Origin of the sequence: Acinetobacter sp. AS167 (assembly GCF_037152175.1) — a bacterium.
Taxonomy (GTDB): domain Bacteria; phylum Pseudomonadota; class Gammaproteobacteria; order Pseudomonadales; family Moraxellaceae; genus Acinetobacter.
This window is the reverse complement of the sequence record NZ_JBBCMP010000003.1, coordinates 102788-128096: the sequence shown is the minus strand read 5'-3', so window position 1 is coordinate 128096 and position 25309 is coordinate 102788. Positions and strand designations below refer to the sequence as shown.

The following is a 25309-nucleotide window of genomic DNA, read 5'->3' as shown; positions in this document are numbered from 1 at the left end:
TTAAGTCTGTAAGCTAACCTTCACCTTACTTTAGCATTAATTTTTAGCATATAGGTTATACATGACAAAACTTTAGTAGTTGTTTACATTGTGCAAGATATCGAGTTAAAGGAAAAAGCATGTCCATCTGGATGGCGATGTTAATTGGTGCGTGTATTGGCATCGTTTTAACCACAATCGTGTTATCAAGTACGCGTAATGGCAAAATAAAAGCAGAGTACGAACAGTATATTGCTGAGTTGGAGTTAGAGCATCAGCAGGCTTTAGCAAGCGCGCAAAAGCGTAGTGTAAATACCAGTCGTGCTGTGCTGAAAGGCAAAATGGCGGAACAACTTGCACCAATCATGCCTGAGTTTCGTTATTTACCCAGTGATGCCAAGTTCTTAGGTGATCCTATTGATTATGTCGTGTTTGATGGTTATACCGATTTTCGAGATGGTGAAGGTTTGGCAGAGGATATTGAAGTGGTGTTGATTGATATTAAGAGTGGTGGGGCACGTTTGACTAAAGGACAGCAAGCGATTGCTCAAGCAATTCATGATGGGCGAGTACGCTTTGAAACGATTCGGATTGATTTTCAAGATTAGAGGATAAAAGTGTAATTGAGTGTGCAGCTTTTGGATTAAAGCAATTGTATGGAAAAAATAAATTATTTGATTATAAAAAGGCTTGCAATGCCATACTTTACAATCAAAGTTAAAGTATCTTGGCGTAGGTGATGCCTCACTTTTCGTAAGGGATACCAAACCTTGCGCTAAAAAACCGTGCTTTGTTTTTGTTCAATGGGCGAGGTGTATGTCCTGTAACCCCGCTCAACGGTGACATCTCTGTCGTCCCAGTAGGGGAGGTAGGATAACTATCTAGGATTCAAAAATACAAAAACTTATTCATTGCTAAAAACCTTTAAAAGTTCATACAAAAACATAAGCTTCATTGATGATCAATAACTTGATGAAAATCACTTATCTGAATAATGAGGTGGTTTGACTATCTCAAATTTTCTATTAAATTTATCTATTCTATTAAACCACGAAAGCTTAGAGCTTGTGTGCTCTGGCCATAAACATACGCCGTCCAATTTTTGGCAGATCTTCAGCATCAAAATAATATTTTTCAGAAAACTTAAAATTGGCATTTAAAAGTTCAAGTTCAATATTACGGTTTAAGTGGCAACCATCGGCAATAATCTTTTGTATAGGGGTTAAAATATCTTGCAATTTTTTTAGGGTGCTATTGTCATGATATTGAACATGTTCAATTAGATGTAGTGTACCTTGAGGTTTTAAAACCCGATGAATTTCTTGAATGGCTTTATCTAAATTGGCAATACTGCACATAGTCCATGTACTGACGATATTCTCGACTGAATTATCTGCAAAAGGTAACTTTTCGGCACTGGCTTGAATATGTTGTACATGAAAGGGTGCATCAAATACCCGTTTCTGAGCAAGTTGGTATACATCGCGGTTTGGTTCAAGTGCATAAACTTGATCAACCTCTTGGTAAAATGGCAGGTTTAAACCTGTGCCAAAACCGATTTCTAAGACTTCACCTCGAACTTTTCCAAGTAATTCTGCACGTCCATCCATCATGCTGGGTGTTTGCATCACTTGATTGAGTAAATGCGGGAAGATACGTTGTTGGTAAAATCTATAAATCATAATTTTATGCAATTAGATGGGGATAAGCTAAATTCTAACCAAAGCATACTTTGAATATAAGACAAAAATAGGACGAAATCTCTGTATTTTGTTACCGAAACTCGATTTTTATTTTAAGTTTTTATATTAATACTAGGATTATAGATTTTGTACAATTTTAACTGTGGTTTGAGGAGCATATTATGAGTAAAAAGTTAATCTGTGCAGCGTTGATGGCACTGAGTACTTTTCAGGTATATGCTTTTCAATCTACTGATTCCTCTAAAGTTTCAACAAGTAACCCAGCATTTAATATTGCCAATGGTTTGGCGCCAATAGATCAACATCAGAAAATTTCTGTTTTAGAACCCTTTCATGGGGAGTTTCGGATTCTCGGTTCAAAAGAATATAAAGATGATGAGCAAGCAAAATTTTCTCCAATTGATTATGCGGTAACTCGTGGTTTATTTACTGAACCTGAAATTGCCCGCCAGATTTCAATCAATCAATATGACCGTTTCTTAAATTGGAAAATGGCTCGACCACCCATTCCAGCTCAATTAGCAACTCAATTGGTCAGTAACATGCATATTATCCCGGCTAATCCTAAAATTGCTCAGCAAATCAAACAGGTAAAGCGCGGGGATCTCGTTCGCTTAACAGGCGATTTGGTCCAAGTGAATGATAAAGATTTGGTGTGGAAATCTGCTTTAGATTGGAATGGTGTGGGGGATGGGGCGTGTAAACTGATTCGTGTAAATTCTATTCAGTGGTTGGAAAAGCAAAATATCTAAATTCAAATTGAGCCACATCAGAGAAGATGATAAGGTTTGCTATAATTTTAGCCAATTTGATCATAAAGAGTGTGATAAATGAAAGGTTTAGTGGGTTTTACTTTGTTGTTTTGCAGTTTGGGCTTAGTCGCTTGTCAAAGTTCAAGTCCTACAGTGGAAGGTAAAACACATGAGTATACATTGAAACAAAAGTGCCCAACTTTGATGGATATGAAAGTAGGTGAGGTACTTGTTTTCAATGCACCTGAAAATCCTAGCACAGGTTATCAATGGCAGTTATTACAACCACTTAAAATTTTTAAAACAGAAGAAACCTATTTGCAAAATGACAGTGAAGAGGGGGCAGTGGGTGTAGGTGGAACAAAAACTTTCCGGTTTAAAGCTGAAAAACCAGGACAAGACTATATTGAATTGGTGCATATTCGTTCATGGGAGTCTTCAAAACAACCTGATCAACAATGGCGTTGTCGCATTCGAGTTTCTTAGCATTGAGTTTTAATCTTGATCAGCGTTTCTGCTTTTGTGCGATCTGTTAGCGCACAAGAGCAGATTAAAGCATTTGTTTTTTTATCTTTTATCGGTCAATTGTTTCCAATGATCAAGTTGCTCATCAGCACTTAACATTTCTCCCATACCTTTGACTGCATCACTTGGATTTTTCAGCTCCCCATCTGCAGATTGCTTTTTCTCATCATAGACTTTGGCTTGATTTTCCCAATATTGATAGCGTAACCCTTGAATATAGCGTCCTTGTTCGGTTTTTAGATCCAGCTCTTTGAGCATATTCAGTGCAGATTCAATACCATCACGTTTAAGCTGACGATCTATTTCTTCAGTAAGGCTTCCATCAGAAGCACGTTTTTTAAGATCAGCTTCTAAAGCATTATTATTTTCAGTAAATTTTTGATCATATTCTTCAAGCAATGCAATATCGTGAGCATCGTCTGGTGTACTTGGAAAGGTTTTAATCGGTTTGGTTTTCAATTGATCCATGATCTCTTGAGAGGCATCTTTGGGTTCAGATGAATTATTCTGCTGTGGGCTATCTTTAGGAGAACATGCTGCCATGAAAACGACTGATGTGAGTAAACCTGAAAGGAGTAAAGGGCGAAGTATTAAATTCATGATAAACATTCCTCATTAAAGCGTTTCGATTAGCGCAGTTTCCTAAAGTTATAAACATAGGTAACGTAAGGGAAGTCTATTTCATCTTGCGCATGTTTACCCGTATATTCCAAGACAATATGTTCGAATTTGTGTTTTAGCTTGAGTTGTTCTTGTTTAGACATCGCAGCAATAAAACTGGTGGATAATAATCGCTTGCTCACTACATTTTCTACGGTTCCAGTTTGTACTTGTGAAAAGACTTTGGCTGTTTCAAGTTGGAATAAAAATTGATTTTCAAACACCAATTTCCACTGGCCACTATGGTAACGTGGCGTGTCATCTTCGATTGTTGCGAGCAAATCTGCCAATGCTTTAACCCAGTCTATCGTCTCATCACGCTGGTTCCAGACCAAACCAAGATGACCATTCTGTTTTAAAATATGGTGAATTTCATTCAAAGTTTCAATATTGGCAAACCAGTGAAATGACTGCGCGCACAAAACAGCATCAATACTTTCAGATTTTAACGGAATTTGATCACTCTTTGCTTGAAGCGTTTGCACATCAGGATGTACTATTTTCAATTGTTCCAACATTTCTGTGACGGGCTCGACAGCAATAATATTGGTCGTTGCTTGTTTGAGGTAAGGGAGAAATTTTCCAGTACCTGCGCCTAAGTCAACAACACTTGAATCTGAGCCAAGGGCTAAATCTTCTTTTAACCATTTGACCACATCTTGTGGGTAATTGGGTCTGACTTGTTGATAAAGTTCTGCAGCAGTACTGAAGCCTTTTTGAGCAGCAGGATGTAAGGAATGTGTCATATTTTGCGCTTTTTTATCTGACTAGACTCTATAAAATATGACACTTGATGCAATCAATAGGCAAGTGCCTATTTATTTAATTTCAGCCAATGATAGAGCTAATGCTCGGTGTGCGAATGGATAAGCAAATAATTTTTGAAGATGATCATATTAGAGCAATCTATTTACAAGGCGATTCTGACACTTTAGTTCTGTCATTTGGTGACTTGATTTCTAGAGCCAAAGGACTTTCCATCAATGCTGAAAAGTCTTTGATGAAATATAACTATGCTGTGGTCGGGATTATGCCAAAACAGAAGTCTTGGTTTCCTGCTTCAAGCATGGTGGCATTGTTAGAGCACCTAGATCCCATTTTAAAACAATTTAAAAATATCGTGGGTTATGGCGGTTCGATGGGTGGCTATGCGGCAATCAAATATGCCAAAGCTTTAAAAATGAATCGTGTTGTTGCCATGGTTCCGCAATATTCTATCGACCCTTTAGAGGTTGAGGACAAGCGTTATACAGATTTCTATGATGCTGAATTAAATGCGGATATGCGTATTCAGGCACAAGATATCGTTGCCGACTGTGAATACATCATTGTTTATGACCCTTATTTTGAAAATGATAAAGAACATTATTTAAAAATTAAGCCATTGATCCCTCAATTGCATACGTTACATTTACCGTATACTGGTCATGATGCGATTGCAGTTTTAGCCAACTCTGCGTTACTGCATGATTTTATTGAACGTGAATACGATCAAACTTATTTTTATAAGCAGATTCGTGAAGTAAAGAAAAACAGCAAATTTTATTATCGAAGTGTGATTGCTCACTTATTGGGGACACATAACGAAGCTTTGGGTAAAATTCTAAAAGGTACAGATATTCAACTGGATAGTACTTTCTTTGATGCCAGTTTAAAGCAGACCATTACGCGTATTTTATTGACCAATAAGCGAGTGGATGAGCAAGATTTGCAGAAACTGGGTATTCAAGTCAATTTTGCTTTTGAAGATAAAACTCAGCTACAAGACAGTTTTGGCAATATTTTAGTATTTAACGTGATCACACAAAAGCTAGAAAGCTATGATCAACAAGTAATTGATGTGAATGGGAAATATATCATTCCATTACATGTTGAAAACAATGGTTTGGCACAGGTAGAAATCAAAAAGCAGACCTATTTGATTTGTATGAATGATCGCCGTGTGACCAAATTATTTAAGCAAGATGAAGCTTTGTCTTTGGATATGAATCCCATTGTGATTAAAAAAACCACTGACTTTTATGTGTTGACCTATAAAAACTTTTATATGAGTTGCGATATTCAAGGTTTGGTGAGTTTTGATGATGAAAGCTTAAATGAGTTTTGCCACTTTAAGGTTGCTTAAAGTCAGCGGTTGAGATGGAACACCATTTGGTGTCTAACGATTTCACATTTGAGCCAATTAAATAGACAGATACAGCTTTAGTTACATTGCCTTAAATAGGTGGTTGGAAATAACGCACTATATTTTTTAAATTCATTTTGAACCTCTAAGTCACTGACTTTATAGACTTCGCTGGAATGTTGATAAATATCAGTCACTGCTGCCAGAGAACCTTCTTCACCGTTTTTATAGTGATAACGGAAGGTTTTTTGCGTGGCATGGAGCAGTTTTTGCTTCATGGATGGTTGATGAAGGAAGGTATAATTAAACACACGATTTTCCATTTCCAAATAATATCGAGCTTGAATACGACAACCCCGATTTAATTTAATCAGTTTAAATTCATTTCCCTCAGAACTTCTAAACCCAGCTTCGTCCACATTATTCATCGACTGTAAAACATATGCTTTTGCATAGACTGGTGAATATAAGCCAAAACAAAGCAGAGCGAGCATAAGTGACAGATAAGCTGTCCAATTCATTGTAAGATCTTTTTTTTGATTGTTTAATTCACTATAAGGCGTAATCAGGTGTTTTAAAATATAAAAGATCCATGCCAAAGGTTTTTATCAACGAATAAGACGAAGATATCAGTTATCAAGTTTAGAACCTACGATTCGCTCGTTTAAACGTCCCAAAGTCATTAAAACGGACCCCATTTGCTTGCATCACTGGATAGCAGTCTTGGGCAATGGCTTGACGAATATAAAATGGATCACGTACAACAAAATGGTGAATCGCATGTGTACCAGCAAAGTTAAAACAAAAGGCCTGTAAAGGTTTCATCCGCCAATCTGTCCAGACCTGACACTGCTGAACGATATTGCCATCTTCAACATCGCCATAATAATGCATATTGGAACTGGTAAAATGCAGACTTAAGGTGCGTAAGAAATTTGGTGCTGCAATGCTAACGGCATAAAACTTTGTGGTTTTGTCTGCAAGTCTCCATACGCTATTTTTAGGTTGCGCTATGCCCGCGGCTTTCATTGCCAATTTGGCAGCATTGATCAATAAGAAACCATGCCATAAGGCATAATGAATATGTCCAAAGGGTGCATAACTCGCAGAAAGTTTTGCTTTTAATTTGAGTTTAGCGGCTTGGGATAAATGCTTTTGCGCATGAATAAAACGCTTGGTGGTTTTCATCATGGTGATGGGGCGTAAATAGATCGCCAACATATTGTCACCAGTCATCAGCAAACGTTTTAAGCCCCATTGATCACCATTGTTAATACCGCGTTCTTCTAAATCTGTTTTAGTACCCGATGATTTGTGGTGATGTAAATGTACCTCGCGACGTATCCACGGGTTCACGGTACTAGGGCGAAAGGCGTAAACGGCTGCCAACATGGCATCATTGATTTTTTTGTTTTTACGGTAATACATTTGGTGAATAAGATCATGCTCTAGTTCATGTAAGAGCGACATCCAAAATGCAGAAAGCGGAATTGCCACGTACCAAGGCATTTTCCCACGAGTGTATTGTGTTATATTGAAAATAATCCCTGTTACAGCTGTTGCAAGGATGGCTAGGCCAATTTGGTCTTGGTGCTGAACCAGCCAAGGATGACGTTCGCGTAATTGATTTCCAGCTTCCAAAATTGCTTTGCGAATTCGGTGGCTACGTTGTTCATCTTCTGGATCAGCAAAAAGTTTAGTTTTGCTTTGTATGGACATTTGTACATCGGAAAGGGGTAAATTCATCTCCGGTTTCCTCTATATTTTTGTAGTACTACAAGGAAGTTTTTAAAACCAACATTTGTTGGTTTTTATGAGAGATTATCTGATGATTAAAATAACGTCAACGTCAGTTTTAAAAAAAATGACGAAAAAGGTGAGTCAACCAAAACAAGAACGTTCCCAAAAAAGAATGGATAAGATGCTGGCAACCACGCAAGAGTTACTGTTATCCATTGGAATTGAAAAGATTTCGATTCCCGAGATTGCCAATGCATCTGGCGTTCCACGGACCAGTATTTATCAATTCTTTCCGACGAAATACGATATTTTTCGTCACATTGCACTGACGCATTTAAACGATTTAGTTAAACAACTCGGACAGGCGGCTGTTCGAGTGTTGACGGAAAATCCAAATGCTCCGATAGAAGTATACGGGCAGTTACTCTCAGAAAGTATGATTCGTACCACAGCCAAATATTTTAATGAATCTGAAACAGCAAGCTTGTTGATTTTAAGTGGACCTTTTACCCGGCAAGCTTATCTGGAATACCAAATAGAATTAAAAAAGGTCAGTCATGGTGTCCGAAAAGCATTGGAAATGATTAAAGTGGATGAATATGTACCACAGGAGCCTGATACATTGACGATTTTGATGGAATTGGTTTTTACTTGTATGAAGCATGGTTATTACAACGAAAGCTATATTTCTGAAGCCATCATTCAAGAGGCGTACCGTATGACCAATGCATACTTATTGGCTTTAAAGAATAATTCTTTTGGTTTTCCAGAAGCATCTGCTTCATAAGCGTAAAACTGGCTCTCTATCATTAAGGAAAAGCAATGAAAGCTGTATTTTTAGATTATGAATCTTTAGATAAACAGGATTTGGATTTTAGTCAGCTAAAAGCAGCTTTTGATGACTTAATACTTTATCCATCGACCACAGCAGAGCAAGTTCTAGCACGCATTCAACATGTAGACGTGGTGATCAGCAACAAAGTGATTGTGAATGCTGAGGCGATGGAGCAATGTAAAAATTTAAAATTAATTTTGATTTCGGCCACGGGGACCAACAATATTGATTTAGATTTTGCACGATCAAAAGGTATTGTCGTGTGTAATTGTCAGGGCTATGGCACATCTGCAGTTGCACAGCATACACTGACGTTAATGTTGGCATTAGCGACATCTTTACTCAAATATGAGCATGCAGTTAAACAAGGCGAATGGAACAAATCGCCAATTTTCTGCTTACTGGATTTTCCAATTGTTGAATTATCTGGGAAAACTCTTGGCATCATTGGTTATGGTGAGCTGGGTCAAGCGGTTGCCAAGTTGGCAGAAGCTTTTGGGATGAAAATTTTGGTCGCATCATTACCCAATCGACCAACGCATAAGGATCGAATACCTTTTGCCGAATTGCTTGCGCAAGTCGATTTTCTTTCTCTGCATTGTCCTCTAACAGATGAAACACGTGATTTAATTGATAGCCAAGCATTTGATAAAATGAAAAAATCTGCATTTTTAATCAATTGTGCCCGCGGTGGTATCGTTAATGAACAGGCTTTGGCCGATGCATTAAGACAAGGCAAAATTGCAGGTGCGGCAACTGATGTACTTTCTGTCGAACCGCCGACACACGGAAATGTATTACTAGCAGAAGATATTCCAAACCTGATTATCACACCGCATAGTGCGTGGGGCAGTGTAGATGCACGTCAACGTATTGTGAATCAAATGCTTGAAAATGTTGAAGCATTTAAGCAGGGTAAAGTGATTCGTCAAGTGAATGAATAAAGGCCCTAATTTAAAAGCACAATTAAAAAAAGGTGCGATTAAAAGGTAGAGTTAAAAACATTATTAAATAGCGATATTCGTTTTACTGCTATCACCTTGAGCATAGGTAGCGCAAGGTGTGGCGTGCTAAGAATTAAGTGTGTTTAACTGATTATCTTGGTACACCAACCTCATCATCTGTTGAACTTTGCGTATTGGTTGATTTGGCATCTTTTAAACCTGTGGTATTGGTGTTGACATCACGCTTTTGCTTCTCGATTGGTAATGACTGTTTTTTAATTTCAGGTTCTTCTTGCCCATTGTTGGGTAATTGATTTTGAACTGCGGGTTGAACAGGTTGTGTGGTGATCGGCGTATTTTGAACGTTTGCTGTAGTTGCAGCAGTTACAGTATTCGTCGTATTGGGTGTGGTCGAAGACTGACTTAAACTGCCATGTTCAATCGGTACATTTAAACTGGTTTTACCCATTACTCGATCTTTGGTTTGCTCAACCTTTTTTACCGCAGTATCGATGCCTTGGCGGGTACTATCACGAGCCTCGGTGGCTTTTTCAGTGGTATATTTTTTGGTATTTTCAATGGTTTCATCCAAAGACGGTTTAATTTTTTGAATTCCTTTTTCGGTCGCATCACCTACTTTTTCAGCGGTATTCTGTACAGCTTCACCGGTCTTATGTGCCAATACTTTAAAAATATTTGGATTATCACCATATGGCTGGGTTTGATTTTGAGTATTGGTTTGCGCATAGAGTGATGGTGTTGCAAGTATTGCAGTGATCACACATAGACTTTTGATCATCTTCATGATGTTTTGATCCCTTTATGATGATTGTAGCGATTCGCTCAGTGTAGATTGGGGTTATCATACTGTTTTATTTAGATAAAAAGTAAAATTGAAAGAAGAATCCTACAGCAAGAAAACATATGTATACATTGCATAGCATATTACTGGCTGATGTATAAGAAAAGCTCACCTGAGTGAGCTTTTCTAAATGGGCATTAAGTTTAAATTATTTTGTAGCAACCTTAGCGTCTGTAGATACGGCGACTTTAGCGCTACCTACTGGTGTTTTTACATGGGTTTGTGAATTTACTTTTGCACCTGTATTTGCTGGTTTAGGTTTAACTAGATCTTTGGTTTTCTGCCAAGTTTTACTTGTTGCTGATTTGGTTTTGTCTTTTACTTTAACCGCTGCTTCTTTGGTGTTATGCCCAGCTTCAGAACTTAGTTTTTTGGTATTCTCCCACGCACCTTTCGTTGCAACTTTACCTTTGTCTATGCCTGTTTCCACACCCGTTCCAACTTTATCAGCAGCATGTTTAGTGCCGTCCCATGCATCTTTAGAAACATCACGGGTCTTATCGACACCTTTTTCTACACCTGTCCCGACTTTATCAGCAACATTTTTAGTGCCATCCCATGCCTCTTTAGAAACATCACGGGTCTTATCGACACCTTTTTCAATTCCTGTACCTACTTTAGCAGCAGTATTCTTAGTGCCATCCCAAGCGTCTTTAGACACATCACGGGTTTTATCAACACCTTTTTCAATTCCATTACCAACTTTATCTGCAGTGTTATGGATACCTTGACCAATGTTGCTTAGAATGCCTCCATTGGTTCCGACTTCAGCAGAAGCATTTGCACTTACATCTGTATTGGCAAAAAGAGGAGAGCTGGCAAGAAGTGCTGTGGCGATCACTGTTGTTTTAAGCATTTTCATAATTAGTTTTATCCTGTACCTGAATGAGTTCAAGTTTGAGTGTTGCCTATAATAATGTGAAATATGTATAAAAATAGTCTTTGAGATAAAACAGCAACAGCTTATCTACAGAGTTTTAACAATAGTGTAAGAATTGTGAATGAATGTTACGACTAAACGTGTTTGGGAGTCTTTGCAATTTTTATTTTTTAAATTCTGATGCTTATAAGAATGTGAGAATGATGATAAAAGAATTTTCTGTAATAATTTCCAGCTTGTTATTAAAACAAAAACGACATAAGCTTTGGGTTAAATTGTTGATTTAATCATCATAATGAAAAATATAATAATCCTGATATTTCTCACCTTTATATTGAGTTTAAAACCGAGTTTTGCCTGTGGTTGTGGCGATGAACTGTCTTCCAGCCATCAAATAATGGGTTGGGGCATTATGGGCGCGGTATTTTTAATTTACTTGATTCCAAGCTTTTATTTTGCAAAATATTTTAAGAAATATCAGCTATTTATTGGGCATTTGATTTTGCCCCATGTGCTAATAATTGCAATGCTATACACAATGATGAATTCGTTTAAATTGGGATTAAATCCAATTTATTATTGGTTTGCTAATTACCTTCCAAATAGTTTCATTTTTGCTGTGATTGGATTGATTGGCGTTCTCATTTGGATATATCCTGTGAATTATGTGGCTAAAAGAGCGAAATAACTTTGTATTTAGCCCTTTTAGCTTCAACGAAGTATTAAAGCGAAGTACTGAGATTAATTACATTTTTCAAGATTTGATATTTTAAAGTTATTTTTAAGTGAGTTGAAGTTTTTTTGCTTTTCAGCATCTTTTGGGTCAAAAACAGTTTGTTTATTTTCGACTTCAGCATCTACATTTGAAAATGCAGAGATGAGCTGATCACCTTTAAAAATCCAATGTTCTGTGGCTTTACCCGTTTCAAAGTTGCCAGTAAATTCGATGACACAGTTGTCTGTTTGTTTGATGAGTTTGGCAAGGTTATGTTTTGTGCTTGGTTCAGCAGAGATATTTTTATGTTGTTCTAAAACAGTTGGAGCGTTTGGATTGGTGGGTGTGGTTGAGCAGGCGGTGAGAGTGATCACTATTAAAGGTATAGATAATAATATTTTAGAATTCATATGCTTTTGATCTTAAACTTAACTTGATCAATTGAGTCTATACAATGTATTGGGAATATTTAGTTTTAGATTGTTAATTTTTATTGTTATGTTTTCATTTATTTATGCGTTTTGGAAAGCGAAAACTAAAAATAAACCCGCTCGGAAGCGGGTTATAATTTATATTTCTACTTAGTGCTGTAACACCGAAATATCTGCAACGCTTGTAAACAAGTCACGTAACTGTGCAAGTAAACGTAAACGGTTTGCTTTGAGTTCTGCATCATCTGCCATCACCATCACATTCTCAAAGAATGCATCAATCGGTGCACGAAGCGCAGCCAACTTAGAAAGCGCAGTGGTGTAGTCTTTCGCGTCCAAAAGTGGTTGAACTGCAGGTTTGATATTTTGAATCTCGGTATAAAGCGCCTTTTCAGCATCTTCAACTAATTTAGCTTCAACAATCTCACCTGTAGGTGCAGCTTCTTTTGCCAAGATATTGGCAACACGCTTATTGGCAGCAGCCAAAGCAGCAGCTTCTGGCAAGTCACGGAAATGATTTACCGCCGTCACACGTTTATCAAAATCAAGTGGAGATTTTGGCGAGAGTGCTTGAACAGCCTGAATCACATCAACAGCAACACCTTGGTCTTCGTACTTAGCACGGTAACGACCTTCAAGGAATGCGACAGCATCGGCTAAAGTCTTCGTATGATCTTTCAGTACATCACCATAAGCAGCCAAAGCAAGCTTGATCAGTTCTTCAATCGAAACATCAAGATTATTTTCAATCACCAAACGTAAGATACCAATCGCAGAGCGACGTAAAGCAAATGGATCTTTCGAACCCGTCGGTGCTTGACCAATCCCGAAAATACCTGTGAGGGTATCTAAACGATCAGCAAGGGCAATGGTTGTACCTGTTTTCGTTTTTGGTAGAACATCGCCAGCAAACTTAGGTAAATATTGCTCACCTAAAGCTTCAGCAACTTCATCATTTTCGCCTTCAATACGTGCGTAATAAGTTCCCGCGATTCCTTGAAGTTCAGGGAATTCACCGACTAACTCTGAAGTTAAGTCGCATTTTGCAAGCAGTGCAGCTTTTTCAGCATCAGTAGGATTTGCACCCGTGATTGCAGATAACGCCACAGCCAATTTTGCAATACGTTCAGACTTGTTCCAAAGTGTGCCCAATTGTGCTTGGAAGACCATATTGGCTAATTTTTCTTTGCGAGAAGCAAGTGGTTGCTTTTGGTCTTGTAAGAAGAAAAACTCTGCATCAGACAAACGAGGGCGTACCACTTTTTCATTACCCTCAATGATTTGAGTCGGATCTTTAGACTCAATATTGGAAACAGTAATGAAATAAGGCTGTAATTTATGCGCTGCATTGACCAAGCAGAAATACTTCTGGTTGTCTTGCATCGTGGTAATCAAAGCTTCTTGAGGTACGGCAAGGAAACGTTCTTCAAAGCTTGCACGTAACGCAACAGGCCATTCAACCAATGCAGTGACTTCATCACGCAGGTCCGCAGGAACGATGGCAATCGCATTAACTTCATCAGCTAAAGCTTTAACTTGTTGGTCAATGATCGATTGACGCTCTTCAAAAGAAGCCACGACATGTGCTGCTTTTAATTTCGGCAAATAATCATCTGAGTTGGTTAATGAAATCGCTTCAGGGGCATGGAAACGGTGACCATAGGTCAGATTGCCCGCTTTATGATCCTGAATCGTTGCATCAATCACATCATTGTCTTTTAACAAGACCACCCATTTCACTGGGCGAACAAATTCAGTCCGGCTTGCCGCAGAACGCATACGTTTTGCGATGGGTAAGTTATCTAGTGCGGTTTGTAAAATTTGTGGAAGTAAAGCGTCAAGACTTTGACCTTTCACATCTTTTAAATAACAAACTTTTTCAACTTTACCCGCTTGGAAAGTTGATACTTGATCCGCAGTAATGCCTTGACCACGCATAAAGCCTTCTAAGGCTTTGGTTGGTTTGCCTTCTGCATCATAAGCCGCTTGTAGGGCAGGACCATCAAAACGCTTTTGAGTGTCTGCTTGTGCACCATCGACATTGACAATTTTTAATGCCAAACGACGTGGTGCTGCATAAGCTTCAATTGAATCAAATGCCAAACCAGCGTCTTTTAAACCTTTAACCGTTTCAGCTTGTAATGCATCACGTAAGGTCTTTAAGCTTTTAGGTGGTAATTCTTCACAGCCAAGTTCGAATAAAACGGTATGTTTAGACATTATTTATTCTCCTCAGCTTTTGCTTCTGCTTCAACTTGTGCCTTTAACTGTGCAAGCACTTCGTCACGTAAATGCGGTTCAGCCATTGGGAAACCGAGTTTGGCACGAGCAGCCACATAGCTTTGTGCAATAGAGCGTGCCAAAGTACGCACACGTAAAATATAACGTTGACGTTCAGTGACAGAAATAGCACCACGTGCATCGAGTAAGTTAAAGCTGTGTGATGCTTTGATGACTTGCTCATATGCTGGAAGTGGAAGTTCTGCTTCCATTAAACGGGTTGCTTCAGCTTCATAAAAATCGAAGAGCTCAAACATTTTTTCAACGTTGGCATATTCAAAGTTATAAGTTGATTGCTCTACTTCGTTTTGATGGAATACATCACCGTAGGTGACTGTACCAAATTGGCCTTTGGTCCAAACTAAATCATAAACTGAATCGACGCCTTGTAAGTACATTGCTAGACGTTCAAGGCCGTAAGTGATTTCACCTGTGACTGGGTAGCATTCAACCCCACCAACTTGTTGGAAGTAAGTAAACTGAGTCACTTCCATACCGTTTAACCACACTTCCCAACCTAAGCCCCAAGCGCCCAATGTTGGAGATTCCCAGTTGTCTTCTACAAAACGAATGTCATGTGTAAGCGTGTCAATACCAATCGCTTCTAAAGAGTCTAGATACAGTTGTTGGATATTGTCAGGATTCGGTTTAAGCACCACTTGGAATTGATAGTAGTGTTGTAAACGGTTTGGGTTTTCGCCATAACGGCCGTCTTTAGGACGACGTGAGGGTTGAACGTATGCTGCGTTCCATGTTTCTGGCCCAAGCGCACGTAAGAATGTTGCAGTGTGGAATGTCCCTGCGCCCATTTCCATATCGTAAGGTTGTAACACCACACAACCTTGTTCAGCCCAGTAGTTTTGTAAGGCAAGAATTAAGCCTTGGAATGTATCAATATGCGATATGGCGCGACTCATGCAGCATCCACTATAAGTATTAGAAAAAATTGGTTCTAAGTATAAGGATTTTGGGGAGGTGTGGCAAAGGTTAGTCTATAAATATTGATTCTTATCGCAGATCAACTTATGTGCATTTTTTCAGATTTTCTTTTGAGATAAAACTTTTCATTTCTTTGGCCTCTTTTCTTATTTTCATTTCCTCAATGTGCTCTTCAATTTTTGCATCTGAAGCATCGCTATTGATTACGGGTTCCGAGCTTGAATTTTCAGATATTAAAATGAGATCTTCCCTAAAAAAAGCCCAATCTTTTTCTATTGTGGGTGTTTTTTTAGAAGTGGTTTTTGCTTTTAAGATACAGATTTTATCTTTTTTAATTAGGGTAAGTTCAAGTGTGCTTGATGGTTCGCCCGTCATTGCAATTTGCTTTGTTTCTAAAATTACGGGTTCATTTGATGTACTACATGCAGCAAGGAAAAACGAAGAAGCTAAAATGATGAAATGGGTTATTTTGTTCATTGGTAAAATTAAATAAGTTAAATTATATATTTGATATTAACATAAAAAATTTTTATTCATGAACTTTGTAAAGGTAGAGAGCGCTTCAAAAGCTGAATGTCGGAAGTTCATCATGACGATGTCACAATGCTTCATTCAATGTTAAGTAAATGAATTATTTAGAAATCATAGGGGCGAATTTAGAGGATGATAAAATGCACAAGATCATTATTGGGCTGTAACAAAATTAGAAAGGGCTAATTAAAACTTAATTTTCAAACTGCAGGGTTTTTCAATGCTAGCGGTTCTTGTCAAAATATTGAATAATTTGTTTTAAAATAAAATTAACTAATTGAATTATTTTATATATAATTTGAAAAATACTTTTTTAAAAATTTATAAATTTAATTTTTATATCAAAATGAGCAATCTTAATATGAAAAAATTCAATTATTTTATGTGCATAGCGACTTTAGGTTTTATATCTACAACATCAAGTTATGCAGTAAATATAGAAGAAGCCCCTTGTTTCGCCCCACAAACAGCGCCTATTTTTAAAGAGTTTTATCAAATAAATAAAGGATTTGATCAAAAAGTATTGTGGGAGTTGTATGTTCAATCACCCATAGAAGGTTATCCAAATGCAAAAATGATTAATCAAACTTTAGAGACTTTATTTGGTCAATTGGGGCTCTCAGAAGAACAGAAAAAGCAGATGAAACCGACCCAAAAAGATGTATCTGAAGTAGAGCCTGAAGAATTAGAAGCCTATAACCTAATGGTTAAAGCACAAAAATTATATTACGGCGATAAAGTTGCTATTGATCAACAACAGGCTTTTGAGTTGCTGCTTGATGCAGTTGGAAAGAGAAATTCAGAAGCCTATATTTTCTACCCTGTACTTAATCAGCATTGTGCTGATCCAGATAGAAAAGAAACAGCAGTTCGTATATTTCATACCATCGAAAAACACATGGGGGATAATGATGATTATCCTACTCCAATATGGGCATATTTAAGTTATGCCTATGCGTATGGTATAGGCACAGAGGTGAATGAAGCAAAGGCTTTAAAATATTGGAAAAAAGCTTGGCGTATCTATTCGTTACAATTTGATGCAGGTGGTTTTGTCGGTTTTATGATGGGACAAATGGCAGAACAAAAGCCTTATTTAAAAGCACATTTGGGTGAAGCTATGAATTATTACAAAATTGCGACCCGAGCAGATGAAAATAACATTCCAGCACAACAGGCAATTGTAAGATTATTAAAAACGGATAAAAAGTTTGAAGATCTGACTTATGAAATAGAGTTATTTGAAGAAACTGAAAACGCAAAGCATGATCAAGACCCAAAATCTGCTTATTTTACTTTGTCAGAATTATATGCTCAGGAGCAGTGGAAAATTTACAATCCTCAACTTTCAATGGAGTGGTTGGCAAAAGCAGCTGAAGCAGGGCATGAACGCGCACAGTTGAACCTACCACTCTATTATGAGCAAGGGAATTTGATCAAGGCAGATCCAAAAAGAGCGATGGAGTTGTATCAAAAATATTATGAACACGACAATATATTAGTGGGTATCTACTTTTTAGATCGTTTGGAAAATGGAATCAAAGGCATTGCTAAAAATCCTGAAAAAGCGAAGTTAGTTCGTGAAGATTTAACTAAAAAATATCATGCTTTAGGACAAACAGGTGAGATTCCAAAACCTGAAGATTTGCGATTAATGCAGCGAATGTATTAAAAACTTTCTTTAGCAAAGATTAGTCTTGAGTCATGGCTCACTAATCTGAGCTATATCTAAAACTTAATGTTCAATCCATAATCCTTTTTCAATGCCAATAAAGCCTCAGCATTGCCTTTGGCATCGTCAACAGGGTTATGGGTATGTGCTGTTTTGCGTAAATGCTTAAAACTTTGAAAGCTATCTTTGACCAGTCCTTTATACAAACAGCCTAAATTTTGTGAACTAAATCCAAACGGATTACTGCCAGTAAAATGATGAAAGTACCAACAGACAAACATCCAGTCAAAACCATTATTATCGCTAATAAAAATAGGGCGATCTTTACTGACTTTGCTCACCCACTTGGCAAAGTCTTTCATAACATGCTCAGGATTGTTAAAGCTTAGGGTATCTTCACGACTAAAGCCTGAAACTGCGAGAGCTTGAGGAATATAATTCTCGGAAATTGGTTTAAGTAAACCGTAGAATTGTTGATGTAAGTGATCTTCGACCAACACTGCACCTAGCGCAATCATTGAGTAATCACCGGGAATTGGACCATCTGCTTCGATGTCCACCTTAATATAAGCCATATATTTTCCTTATTTTAAGATATTGTTTTTATGCTGGAAGTCATTATAAATGATGATTTTAATCGCTGACAAACTTTATCGGTATTTTGCTTTTTTAATATTTATAGCTTATAAATTATTGAATAAATTTAAAACATTTTTAAATCATTGATTATGCAAAAAGTACAGAAAAACAAACTTTGGCTAAGCCTTCTCCTTATTGTATTGGCAGTTATTTCTATTCCTGCAATTCACCTTTTTAAAACAAAAATCAATGAGCAACAAGGAATTGAGCATATTCCTACAGGCTATCGGGATGATGCCAGTCATCTTAATTTGACAAAAGTGCATAAAATTGTGGATGTTGAAAGTACACCCGAAGTGATTCAACGACAGCTTAAAACTTTGCTTAAATATGCAGCTGAACATCATCTAAAAGTCTCGATTGCAGGGGCTAAGCACAGTATGGGCGGGCATACGATTTACCCTGATGGTATAGCACTGAATATGTTGCCCTATAAACATATGAGCTTTGATGAGAAAACTAATATTCTCACGATTGGCTCGGGTGCAACATGGGAAGAGGCCCTTCGGTATCTAGACCGCTATGGCAAATCAATCGCAGTGATGCAATCTTTTAGTAATTTCTCGATTGGCGGTTCGATCAGTGTCAATGGGCATGGATGGCAAAAGAATTCACCCCCGATTTCATCTAGTGTTGAATCATTTACCTTGATGAATGCAGAGGGAGATATTGTAAAATGTAGTCGTACAGAACATCCTGAACTATTTAAATTGGTAATTGGTGGCTATGGATTATTTGGCATTATTCTCGATGTAAAATTAAAAGTTATTGATAATGTTGCTTTAACATTTCAATCAATTTCAGTTTTACCTGAAGACTATGTAAAGGCGTACCAAAAGATTGTCAGTAATAATCCAAATGTACAATTTGCTTATGGTCGTTTACGTATTTCAGATAAGCATTTTTTACAGCAGGCAACCTTAAACTATTTTGAAAAAATTGATAAAAAACCTTTGGCATTATCACAACAACAAAGTAAAAATGCTGAAACCAAGCGGATTGTGTTTCGTGGTTCTGTTGATAGTGAATACGGCAAACGGCTACGTTGGGATCTAGAAAGTAGTCTGAATTCAGTATCGCCTTATGCGACATTTAGTCGTAATGAAATTCTCAGTGAAGATGCCGCCTTGATTGAAAATAAAGATATCCATTCAACCGATCTATTGCATGAATATTTTATTCCAAAGCAGCACTTGGCTCAGTTTATTCAAGATCTCAAGCCCGTTTTAAAAACTAAAAAAGTGGATCTACTCAATATCACGATTCGTGAAGTTGAACATGATCATGATGCATTTATGAATTATGCCCGAGAAGATGTTTTTGGCTTGGTGTTTCTGTTTAATCAAAAGAAGACTGCACAACAAGAGCAGGATATGCAACAACTGACTCAGCAATTGGTTGATATTACACTTAAAAATCAAGGCACATTTTATTTGCCTTATCGCTTACATATGAGTCGCGACAAGATGCGTTTAGCCTATCCGCAAACGGATGCTTTTTTTAGTTTGAAGAAAAAATATGATCCAGAGGAGATTTTTAGTAATCAGTTTTATCTACATTATCGTGAGTCGTGAATGATGGTCTGGAAAATACTTTTAATAAACCCCAATAACAGCACCCTGCAAATACAGAAATTGCATAAAAAAACCAATCGCTCAATAGTTTCCATAGCGGTGTAGGCAATGATCCAGTAAAAACAAGATAGCCAATGATGTTGACAATTAACCACATCAATAGTGAACCGACGAAAATACTGAAAAAATTAAGCCAATACTGATGGGCAAGCCAAAGTGAAATGACATAAGCAACTGGAATGACTATAACGCAATAAATCAGATAAACGATTAAGCTAATACCAAATATTGTGAGTAGAGACTGTATATAATATTGATGATTCATAAAAAGGAAAAACGCGACCAATAGGATTAAGCTCAGACTGGGTGCTAAAAACAAAGCCTTTAAAATCGATTTATTGCTATATTGAGCCATGATCAAAAAAATAAAGGAATAAATATGATAAAAGCATGCATAATCATGATGATTTTATCTACAACTATTTGTTCAATATCGGCTTATGCAGAACAGAGTGTTGCTTCACCCGATGTATATAACCAATGTGTTGAACAAACTATCGAAAAACTGGCTTTAAGAAACATCAACAATGCTGTGGTTGAATCGTGTAGTAATCAGAGTAGAGCATATTATGAAAAGGAAATTGTCAAAGTTCTCGATCAGATCAAAAAACAGAGCCAGATAGACCATCAGCAAGAACGTTATAACGATATCATGAAATCACAACGCTTATGGAAAGCTTATGTTGATCAGGAGTGCCAAAATGCTGGAAGCTATATTGGTTCACCCATGTATGAGTTTTGTCCAATGCAAGAATATGGGAAAAGACTTGATCAATTGACTGAATATGCTCAGTGAAAAATCAGTGGATGAGAAATATCCTTGGAAAATTTATCCATTTAAGATAGATAATAAATATATCTTATAATCACAACATCGTATAATTCACACTTTAAAACGTGTTAAAGCGCAGGACTGTCGTGTTTCATACGCAACTTGAATGGTTAAATACCTTAAAACCCAATTTTAAAGTTTTACCGCTAAAAGATCGTTTAGTCTGTGGTGTTGGTGCACTGCTTGGATTAGCAGTGTCATCATTGGTCAGTTGGTATGTACTCGGTGGATTTAATGCATGGTATATCGCACCGATGGGCGCGTCCTCGGTATTGCTCTTTGCTGTACCCGCAAGCCCTTTATCACAACCCTGGAATATGGTGGTGGGGAATACCATCGCAGGTTTAGTCGGCGTGACTTGTACCATCTTTATTTCCAATCCAACCGAGGCATTTAGTGTTGCTGTTGCATTGTCGATCTTCTTGATGATGAGTACAGATTCATTGCATCCGCCAAGTGGTGCGGTGGCGATTACTGCCGTGTTGGGTGGCGCTTCTATTCATCAGTTGGGTTATCAATTTATCTTTTACCCAGTATTACTCAATTCAGTCTTGCTGCTGGTGATTGCGATCATTTTTAATCGTATGTTGGGAAAGCAATATCCACAAGTTGCACAGCTCAATACACGTTCTAAGGATCCAACGCCGACACAGAAAGTCACCATTCAACCGCAAGATATTCAAGATGTGTTAGAACAACAGACACAGCTTTTAGATATTAGTGAGTATGACTTACAAAAAATCATTTTAGAAGCACAAGAAAAGGCCAATGCAAGGGCAGTACATCAATACCTTTGCCAAGATATTATGAGCAAAGATGTCATGAGCCTAGATGAGCAAGATGATATTCATCAAGCTTTAGATAAGTTTAAACGTGTGAATTTGATGAGTTTGCCAGTGATCAATACTGATCGGGAGTTGGTTGGTACATTGGCATTGTATGAAATTGTAGAATGGTTTAAACGCGCTGCTGATGCTCGTGCCCCTTGGGAAAATTTGGTCAAACAAATTATGAATCGACAAGTGGTCACTGTACAGCCGATGCAACCAATTCAAGACTTGGTGCCTTATTTCGTTGAACGCTCTTTTAATTATATCCCTGTAGTTGATCATCAAAAAATGGTCGGGATCATTAGTCGCGCAGATATGATCGCAGCATTGCAGCAACAACTAAATAATGCACAATGATACTATAAAAAGATGCGATATAAAAAAAGCTACAGCAGTTTGGGGGAACTGTTGTAGCTGAAAAGGGTAATACCTTTAAATCAAATTCAATTAATGGGTCTTCTCTTCATAAATAGTTCGTACAGGGCGCTCATAGCTTTGCGGTTCATTTAGCTGCAATTTTTGTTTGGGCATAATTAACCAAAGCACCAAATACACCAGAATACCTGGAAAAGCTGCGCTCAAACATGAAACGATCACGAAAATAATTCGCAGCAATGTTACATTCCAACCAAAACGTTCAGCAATACCGCCCATTACACCGGCGATCATATTGTGACGGCTTGAACGATATAAACCAGAATTGGCCATTTAAATCTCCTTAAAATAATTCATCATCATTCATGATTAAAAATTTAAAAATGAATTTATATTATTAAATAGTGGCGTTTCTGTTTGATTCTTCAAGTGAATCACCGATTAAAATTGTTAAGACTGTGTAACAGGGCCACTTAAATCATTAAAAATAATGTAAAAAGTGTCCAAACCTCTGTAGTGGGTGGTTGAGACAAATACGTTTTTTATACTTTTGTAAAAAATACATCATTAAGATTTCGAGAACTGGTGTAACACAATAATATATACGTAGGTTAATATTTGATGTTGCTGGTGCTGTGCAATTGGGTTATTTGGATTTATGTATTTAACTTTTCATAAAGTAAATTTTTTTCGAATTCTAGGTATCAGTATTTGTACAGTACTGAGTGCTTGTGATTCCTCAAAATCAAATGATAAACAACAAGGTACATCTGACACACAAAATTCATCGAGTGAGCTTGCGTTACAAGAAACACCGCAACATGCTCATTCAAGCGAAGGAAAAAAACTAACAGACCTTGCGGGTCAAGCAACTCTACCTGCTGTAGTAGATATGCAGAGTCAAGATCAGCAAAGTGGGGAACTTCCTACAAAAGCTGAGGCATTTGTGGGGCGTTATCATGTACAAATGAGCTGTGAAGATCCATTCGCCAAATGTGATAAAGGCAGTGCAGAGTTTATTATTAACTTACTTCCAGACGGCACTGCACATCGCACCTTTGTTTATATGGGGAAAATAACATACGAAAATAATGATATAAAATCGAATCGTGCTTATCAAAAAAATACTTGGATCTATGATGAGCTAAATCATGAAATCGTGATTAACCGAATTGAAGGGATCCAGTTCTATTATAAAGTGGATGAACAAAATGATTTGGTGATGGATATTGATAAAATTATTAATGGAACTGAAGAAAATCGGCTCTATTTTAGTCAACACCATACCGCACCAACAAAAGCCTATGTGTTAAAGAAATTTGATAATTAAAATATTAGTAGTTAAATAATTGATAATTGAAAAGCTAAAACAATCAAAAATAAGATCAAACAATGAGCCTTTATCTAGAATGATAGAATAACCAATACTTGAAGTCAGACCAAAACCTGTTTCAGCCAATGGTACTGAATAGCCTAAGGTTAAGTTCTATGCATGACCTATAAATTCAATTTAGTCATTACTATAATTAATATGGGTTAAGAGACTATCTTTACCCCAAAATACGTTATCAAATGTTAAACGTGCTGAAAACTCATGCCATGCTCAATCTGACCAACCTAGGTAGTTAAATGGGTTATAGCTCAAATCTAGTAGAGGTTTAATTTGTTTAGATCAATTTAATGCCGTGTTATAGTCAATATATGAGGTAAATTCAAAATGTAGTGATGCTGAATCACCGAAGTCCGTATCGGCAGTAAAGATTCCACCGTATAAATCCGAGTCATGTGACAGTACAAAGCTTCCTTGTAGCGTAGGATCATTAGATTGGTTAGACCACGGAAACGTAGTCTGTTGCGAGTGCGGCATAACCACTTAAGCTAAGACCCGCTGCATGTTCCATTTCTGTGGACACAACAGAATGGGTTACCATTGTTGTCAGTATTACCGATAAAATTATTGGTTTAATCATATTGATTTACTTTTCGTAAAAATTCTTTTTATTTAAACGTCATTTTTCAACTACAGATTGTTGATTGGTTTTTAACCCATTGTTTTACTCAATTCAAGTGATATTCAAGCAGATGTATATATCGATATTGAATATTGAACAAATACAGGCTTGGGATACTTTTTCTTTAATTTGTTCGTGGTTATTCTGGCCTTAATTTTTTCAAAATATTAGATGATCTTGATTTGAAATTTTAAGGTGATTTCATAAATAATTTTGATTTCTTTGCGATGGAGTAACTACTACACTATTCAGTCTCTTTTAGCCCTAATTTAAAAAACTTAGGGCCTGATACTGAATATAAAATTTAACCCAATTCTCAGATTGGTTATACTTTTTTATTTATGGGATAGATTCCTTATGTCTATAACATCTATGGAAAATAGTAAGATTCAGGCAATTCTTGAAAATCTGTGTCATGCTAATATACGTGATTGATTTACGATCTGGTTGGGTTGTGTCATTTGATTACGATTGTAGGTTTGGCTATTTATAGTTGAATCAGTTGACTCAAATTTAAGTTTATATTTTTGAGTATTAATTTTTAGTATTGATTGAATGATAAAACAATAAATTTGATGACATCGTGCTGTTGTAAAAAATTTAAGTGGACTTATTTTAATGAGGATAAGTTTGTTAAAAATCTGGTGGGTTGTGTGGGGTTCGAACCCACGACCAATAGATTAAGAGTCTACTGCTCTACCAACTGAGCTAACAACCCTGAACGTGTCTAAGCCATAGTTAAACGAGAACAAATGATGAAGCAAAATTTTCGAGGGTGGCGAAGCATCTAATGCAGATGTTTGGTTTTGGTCGGAATATTTGCAGGTTTCGTTTCTATTGTAGTACTTTAACCGTACAGAAAGAAGCCCTAAGAAAGAATGGTGGGTCGTCCGCGATTCGAACGCGGGACCAACGGATTAAAAGTCCGCTGCTCTACCAGCTGAGCTAACGACCCTGAGCGAGATGTGTAAAGCGCGATGCTTTACCCGACATTAGTGAAAATCGAGAATTTTCTATCGGTATCTATTTACAGGTTAAAACATAAAGATGGTGGGTCGTCCGCGATTCGAACGCGGGACCAACGGATTAAAAGTCCGCTGCTCTACCAGCTGAGCTAACGACCCTGAGTGAGGACGTGTAAAGCAGTGCTTTACTCGATATTTGTGAAAATTGAAAATTTTCTATCGCTATCCATTTACAGGTCAAAACAATTAAGTGGTGGGTCGTCCGCGATTCGAACGCGGGACCAACGGATTAAAAGTCCGCTGCTCTACCAGCTGAGCTAACGACCCTGAACCTTCATCCAAGCTAGGCTTGAATATGTAGTGCAAGAAAACTAATAAGTTTTTAAACACCACTTTGTTTTGATGGAGCGTATTTTAGCAAGATATTGATAGAGCGCAAGTAAAAATTA

At 37.2% G+C, this 25309-nt stretch carries 26 protein-coding genes and 4 tRNA genes; 12 read left to right on the top strand and 18 right to left on the bottom strand.

Going from position 1 to position 25309, the window contains the following annotated elements; translation table 11 throughout:
* The first annotated feature begins 119 nt into the window (after nt 1-119).
* Nucleotides 120-587: a Holliday junction resolvase-like protein gene (locus WFN33_RS07010; protein WP_336952252.1), complete on the top strand. Its 468-nt coding sequence runs from the start codon at nt 120-122 to the stop codon at nt 585-587.
* Between the two features lie 450 nt (nt 588-1037).
* On the opposite strand, the gene WFN33_RS07005 is transcribed toward WFN33_RS07010, so the two are convergent.
* Nucleotides 1038-1661: a class I SAM-dependent methyltransferase gene (locus tag WFN33_RS07005; RefSeq protein WP_336952251.1), complete on the bottom strand. Its 624-nt coding sequence runs from the start codon at nt 1659-1661 to the stop codon at nt 1038-1040.
* A 182-nt stretch (nt 1662-1843) separates the two neighbouring features.
* Here WFN33_RS07005 and WFN33_RS07000 point away from each other — a divergent pair, with 182 nt between their 5' ends.
* Both WFN33_RS07000 and WFN33_RS06995 read left to right on the top strand, forming a co-directional pair.
* Nucleotides 1844-2434: a hypothetical protein gene (locus WFN33_RS07000; RefSeq protein WP_336952250.1), complete on the top strand. Its 591-nt coding sequence runs from the start codon at nt 1844-1846 to the stop codon at nt 2432-2434.
* A 78-nt stretch (nt 2435-2512) separates the two neighbouring features.
* Complete coding sequence (locus tag WFN33_RS06995; RefSeq protein WP_336952249.1) at nt 2513-2920, top strand: protease inhibitor I42 family protein; 408 nt, start codon at nt 2513-2515, stop codon at nt 2918-2920.
* A gap of 81 nt (nt 2921-3001) precedes the next feature.
* On the opposite strand, the gene WFN33_RS06990 is transcribed toward WFN33_RS06995, so the two are convergent.
* Nucleotides 3002-3559: a hypothetical protein gene (locus WFN33_RS06990; RefSeq protein WP_336952248.1), complete on the bottom strand. Its 558-nt coding sequence runs from the start codon at nt 3557-3559 to the stop codon at nt 3002-3004.
* Nucleotides 3560-3588: 29 nt separating this feature from the next.
* Nucleotides 3589-4365, bottom strand: a complete 777-nt coding sequence (locus WFN33_RS06985) for a class I SAM-dependent methyltransferase (protein ID WP_336952246.1) — start codon at nt 4363-4365, stop codon at nt 3589-3591.
* A gap of 89 nt (nt 4366-4454) precedes the next feature.
* On the opposite strand from WFN33_RS06985, the gene WFN33_RS06980 reads away from it, so the two are divergent.
* Nucleotides 4455-5744, top strand: a complete 1290-nt coding sequence (locus WFN33_RS06980) for a hypothetical protein (RefSeq protein WP_336952245.1) — start codon at nt 4455-4457, stop codon at nt 5742-5744.
* Between the two features lie 77 nt (nt 5745-5821).
* On the opposite strand, the gene WFN33_RS06975 is transcribed toward WFN33_RS06980, so the two are convergent.
* Nucleotides 5822-6265 (bottom strand): hypothetical protein, encoded by a 444-nt coding sequence (locus WFN33_RS06975; RefSeq protein WP_336952243.1) that lies wholly within the window; start codon nt 6263-6265, stop codon nt 5822-5824.
* Nucleotides 6266-6386: 121 nt separating this feature from the next.
* On the bottom strand, nt 6387-7490 hold the full coding sequence (locus WFN33_RS06970; protein WP_336952242.1) for a fatty acid desaturase: 1104 nt from the start codon (nt 7488-7490) through the stop codon (nt 6387-6389).
* 82 nt (nt 7491-7572) lie between these two features.
* Here WFN33_RS06970 and WFN33_RS06965 point away from each other — a divergent pair, with 82 nt between their 5' ends.
* Together WFN33_RS06965 and WFN33_RS06960 are read left to right on the top strand one after the other, a co-directional pair.
* On the top strand, nt 7573-8271 hold the full coding sequence (locus WFN33_RS06965) for a TetR/AcrR family transcriptional regulator (RefSeq protein WP_056516975.1): 699 nt from the start codon (nt 7573-7575) through the stop codon (nt 8269-8271).
* A 35-nt stretch (nt 8272-8306) separates the two neighbouring features.
* Complete coding sequence (locus WFN33_RS06960) at nt 8307-9263, top strand: 2-hydroxyacid dehydrogenase (protein ID WP_336952241.1); 957 nt, start codon at nt 8307-8309, stop codon at nt 9261-9263.
* Nucleotides 9264-9414: 151 nt separating this feature from the next.
* Here the strand turns inward: WFN33_RS06960 and WFN33_RS06955 are convergent, their stop codons facing one another.
* Nucleotides 9415-10068 carry a hypothetical protein gene (locus WFN33_RS06955; RefSeq protein ID WP_336952240.1) on the bottom strand — a complete coding sequence of 218 codons (654 nt, stop codon included), beginning with the start codon at nt 10066-10068 and terminating at the stop codon, nt 9415-9417.
* 205 nt (nt 10069-10273) lie between these two features.
* The gene (locus WFN33_RS06950) at nt 10274-10987 is read right to left on the bottom strand and encodes a hypothetical protein (protein ID WP_336952239.1); all 714 of its coding nucleotides are present in this window, start codon (nt 10985-10987) and stop codon (nt 10274-10276) included.
* 313 nt (nt 10988-11300) lie between these two features.
* Between WFN33_RS06950 and WFN33_RS06945 the strand changes: the two genes are divergently transcribed.
* The gene (locus WFN33_RS06945; protein WP_336952238.1) at nt 11301-11693 is read left to right on the top strand and encodes a hypothetical protein; all 393 of its coding nucleotides are present in this window, start codon (nt 11301-11303) and stop codon (nt 11691-11693) included.
* Nucleotides 11694-11746: 53 nt separating this feature from the next.
* Here the strand turns inward: WFN33_RS06945 and WFN33_RS06940 are convergent, their stop codons facing one another.
* From WFN33_RS06940 to WFN33_RS06925, 4 genes are all read right to left on the bottom strand, one after another.
* Nucleotides 11747-12130, bottom strand: coding sequence for a hypothetical protein (locus WFN33_RS06940; protein ID WP_336952237.1), 384 nt, complete (start codon nt 12128-12130; stop codon nt 11747-11749).
* 171 nt (nt 12131-12301) lie between these two features.
* Entirely contained in the window at nt 12302-14371 is a 2070-nt protein-coding gene (gene glyS / locus WFN33_RS06935) for a glycine--tRNA ligase subunit beta (protein ID WP_336952236.1), read from the bottom strand.
* The gene (glyQ, locus tag WFN33_RS06930; RefSeq protein ID WP_004718182.1) at nt 14371-15348 is read right to left on the bottom strand and encodes a glycine--tRNA ligase subunit alpha; all 978 of its coding nucleotides are present in this window, start codon (nt 15346-15348) and stop codon (nt 14371-14373) included. The genes glyS and glyQ overlap by 1 nt, the downstream gene beginning before the upstream one ends.
* 106 nt (nt 15349-15454) lie before the next feature.
* The gene (locus WFN33_RS06925; protein WP_336952235.1) at nt 15455-15847 is read right to left on the bottom strand and encodes a hypothetical protein; all 393 of its coding nucleotides are present in this window, start codon (nt 15845-15847) and stop codon (nt 15455-15457) included.
* Nucleotides 15848-16262: 415 nt separating this feature from the next.
* On the opposite strand from WFN33_RS06925, the gene WFN33_RS06920 reads away from it, so the two are divergent.
* Nucleotides 16263-17573, top strand: a complete 1311-nt coding sequence (locus WFN33_RS06920) for a tetratricopeptide repeat protein (RefSeq protein ID WP_336952234.1) — start codon at nt 16263-16265, stop codon at nt 17571-17573.
* Between the two features lie 56 nt (nt 17574-17629).
* Here the strand turns inward: WFN33_RS06920 and WFN33_RS06915 are convergent, their stop codons facing one another.
* The gene (locus tag WFN33_RS06915) at nt 17630-18148 is read right to left on the bottom strand and encodes an exonuclease (RefSeq protein WP_336952233.1); all 519 of its coding nucleotides are present in this window, start codon (nt 18146-18148) and stop codon (nt 17630-17632) included.
* A 153-nt stretch (nt 18149-18301) separates the two neighbouring features.
* Between WFN33_RS06915 and WFN33_RS06910 the strand changes: the two genes are divergently transcribed.
* From WFN33_RS06910 to WFN33_RS06900, 3 genes are all read left to right on the top strand, one after another.
* Nucleotides 18302-19786 carry an FAD-binding oxidoreductase gene (locus WFN33_RS06910; protein ID WP_336952232.1) on the top strand — a complete coding sequence of 495 codons (1485 nt, stop codon included), beginning with the start codon at nt 18302-18304 and terminating at the stop codon, nt 19784-19786.
* Between the two features lie 439 nt (nt 19787-20225).
* Nucleotides 20226-20642 carry a lysozyme inhibitor LprI family protein gene (locus tag WFN33_RS06905; protein WP_336952231.1) on the top strand — a complete coding sequence of 139 codons (417 nt, stop codon included), beginning with the start codon at nt 20226-20228 and terminating at the stop codon, nt 20640-20642.
* Between the two features lie 122 nt (nt 20643-20764).
* Nucleotides 20765-21865, top strand: a complete 1101-nt coding sequence (locus WFN33_RS06900) for an HPP family protein (protein ID WP_336952230.1) — start codon at nt 20765-20767, stop codon at nt 21863-21865.
* Between the two features lie 90 nt (nt 21866-21955).
* Here the strand turns inward: WFN33_RS06900 and WFN33_RS06895 are convergent, their stop codons facing one another.
* A complete protein-coding gene (locus WFN33_RS06895; RefSeq protein ID WP_004718168.1) occupies nt 21956-22216 on the bottom strand; it encodes a PspC domain-containing protein in 261 nt (86 codons plus the stop codon).
* Between the two features lie 325 nt (nt 22217-22541).
* Here WFN33_RS06895 and WFN33_RS06890 point away from each other — a divergent pair, with 325 nt between their 5' ends.
* Nucleotides 22542-23213, top strand: a complete 672-nt coding sequence (locus WFN33_RS06890) for a hypothetical protein (protein WP_336952229.1) — start codon at nt 22542-22544, stop codon at nt 23211-23213.
* A gap of 342 nt (nt 23214-23555) precedes the next feature.
* Here the strand turns inward: WFN33_RS06890 and WFN33_RS06885 are convergent, their stop codons facing one another.
* The 5 genes from WFN33_RS06885 to WFN33_RS06865 form a co-directional block, all read right to left on the bottom strand.
* Nucleotides 23556-23750 (bottom strand): hypothetical protein, encoded by a 195-nt coding sequence (locus WFN33_RS06885; RefSeq protein ID WP_336952228.1) that lies wholly within the window; start codon nt 23748-23750, stop codon nt 23556-23558.
* A gap of 787 nt (nt 23751-24537) precedes the next feature.
* Nucleotides 24538-24613: transfer RNA gene (locus WFN33_RS06880), tRNA-Lys, on the bottom strand.
* Between the two features lie 161 nt (nt 24614-24774).
* Nucleotides 24775-24850, bottom strand: a tRNA-Lys gene (locus WFN33_RS06875).
* 93 nt (nt 24851-24943) lie between these two features.
* Nucleotides 24944-25019 (bottom strand) — tRNA-Lys (locus tag WFN33_RS06870).
* 92 nt (nt 25020-25111) lie between these two features.
* Nucleotides 25112-25187 (bottom strand) — tRNA-Lys (locus WFN33_RS06865).
* Nucleotides 25188-25309: the final 122 nt, after the last annotated feature.

Excerpts from the sequence above, each read along its gene's own strand:
- WFN33_RS07000 (WP_336952250.1), top strand. The coding sequence starts at position 1,844 with ATGAGTAAAAAGTTAATCTGTGCAGCGTTGATGGCACTGAGTACTTTT.
- WFN33_RS06950 (WP_336952239.1), bottom strand. The coding sequence starts at position 10,987 with ATGAAAATGCTTAAAACAACAGTGATCGCCACAGCACTTCTTGCCAGC.
- WFN33_RS06980 (WP_336952245.1), top strand. The coding sequence starts at position 4,455 with ATGATAGAGCTAATGCTCGGTGTGCGAATGGATAAGCAAATAATTTTT.
- WFN33_RS06960 (WP_336952241.1), top strand. The coding sequence starts at position 8,307 with ATGAAAGCTGTATTTTTAGATTATGAATCTTTAGATAAACAGGATTTG.
- WFN33_RS06970 (WP_336952242.1), bottom strand. The coding sequence starts at position 7,490 with ATGAATTTACCCCTTTCCGATGTACAAATGTCCATACAAAGCAAAACT.
- WFN33_RS06925 (WP_336952235.1), bottom strand. The coding sequence starts at position 15,847 with ATGAACAAAATAACCCATTTCATCATTTTAGCTTCTTCGTTTTTCCTT.
- WFN33_RS06895 (WP_004718168.1), bottom strand. The coding sequence starts at position 22,216 with ATGGCCAATTCTGGTTTATATCGTTCAAGCCGTCACAATATGATCGCC.
- WFN33_RS06995 (WP_336952249.1), top strand. The coding sequence starts at position 2,513 with ATGAAAGGTTTAGTGGGTTTTACTTTGTTGTTTTGCAGTTTGGGCTTA.
- WFN33_RS06915 (WP_336952233.1), bottom strand. The coding sequence starts at position 18,148 with ATGGCTTATATTAAGGTGGACATCGAAGCAGATGGTCCAATTCCCGGT.
- WFN33_RS06945 (WP_336952238.1), top strand. The coding sequence starts at position 11,301 with ATGAAAAATATAATAATCCTGATATTTCTCACCTTTATATTGAGTTTA.
- WFN33_RS06910 (WP_336952232.1), top strand. The coding sequence starts at position 18,302 with ATGCAAAAAGTACAGAAAAACAAACTTTGGCTAAGCCTTCTCCTTATT.
- WFN33_RS06885 (WP_336952228.1), bottom strand. The coding sequence starts at position 23,750 with ATGCCGCACTCGCAACAGACTACGTTTCCGTGGTCTAACCAATCTAAT.
- WFN33_RS06965 (WP_056516975.1), top strand. The coding sequence starts at position 7,573 with ATGATTAAAATAACGTCAACGTCAGTTTTAAAAAAAATGACGAAAAAG.
- WFN33_RS07005 (WP_336952251.1), bottom strand. The coding sequence starts at position 1,661 with ATGATTTATAGATTTTACCAACAACGTATCTTCCCGCATTTACTCAAT.
- WFN33_RS06985 (WP_336952246.1), bottom strand. The coding sequence starts at position 4,365 with ATGACACATTCCTTACATCCTGCTGCTCAAAAAGGCTTCAGTACTGCT.
- WFN33_RS06905 (WP_336952231.1), top strand. The coding sequence starts at position 20,226 with ATGATAAAAGCATGCATAATCATGATGATTTTATCTACAACTATTTGT.
- WFN33_RS06940 (WP_336952237.1), bottom strand. The coding sequence starts at position 12,130 with ATGAATTCTAAAATATTATTATCTATACCTTTAATAGTGATCACTCTC.
- WFN33_RS06955 (WP_336952240.1), bottom strand. The coding sequence starts at position 10,068 with ATGAAGATGATCAAAAGTCTATGTGTGATCACTGCAATACTTGCAACA.
- WFN33_RS07010 (WP_336952252.1), top strand. The coding sequence starts at position 120 with ATGTCCATCTGGATGGCGATGTTAATTGGTGCGTGTATTGGCATCGTT.
- WFN33_RS06890 (WP_336952229.1), top strand. The coding sequence starts at position 22,542 with ATGTATTTAACTTTTCATAAAGTAAATTTTTTTCGAATTCTAGGTATC.
- WFN33_RS06990 (WP_336952248.1), bottom strand. The coding sequence starts at position 3,559 with ATGAATTTAATACTTCGCCCTTTACTCCTTTCAGGTTTACTCACATCA.
- glyQ (WP_004718182.1), bottom strand. The coding sequence starts at position 15,348 with ATGAGTCGCGCCATATCGCATATTGATACATTCCAAGGCTTAATTCTT.
- glyS (WP_336952236.1), bottom strand. The coding sequence starts at position 14,371 with ATGTCTAAACATACCGTTTTATTCGAACTTGGCTGTGAAGAATTACCA.
- WFN33_RS06975 (WP_336952243.1), bottom strand. The coding sequence starts at position 6,265 with ATGAATTGGACAGCTTATCTGTCACTTATGCTCGCTCTGCTTTGTTTT.
- WFN33_RS06920 (WP_336952234.1), top strand. The coding sequence starts at position 16,263 with ATGAAAAAATTCAATTATTTTATGTGCATAGCGACTTTAGGTTTTATA.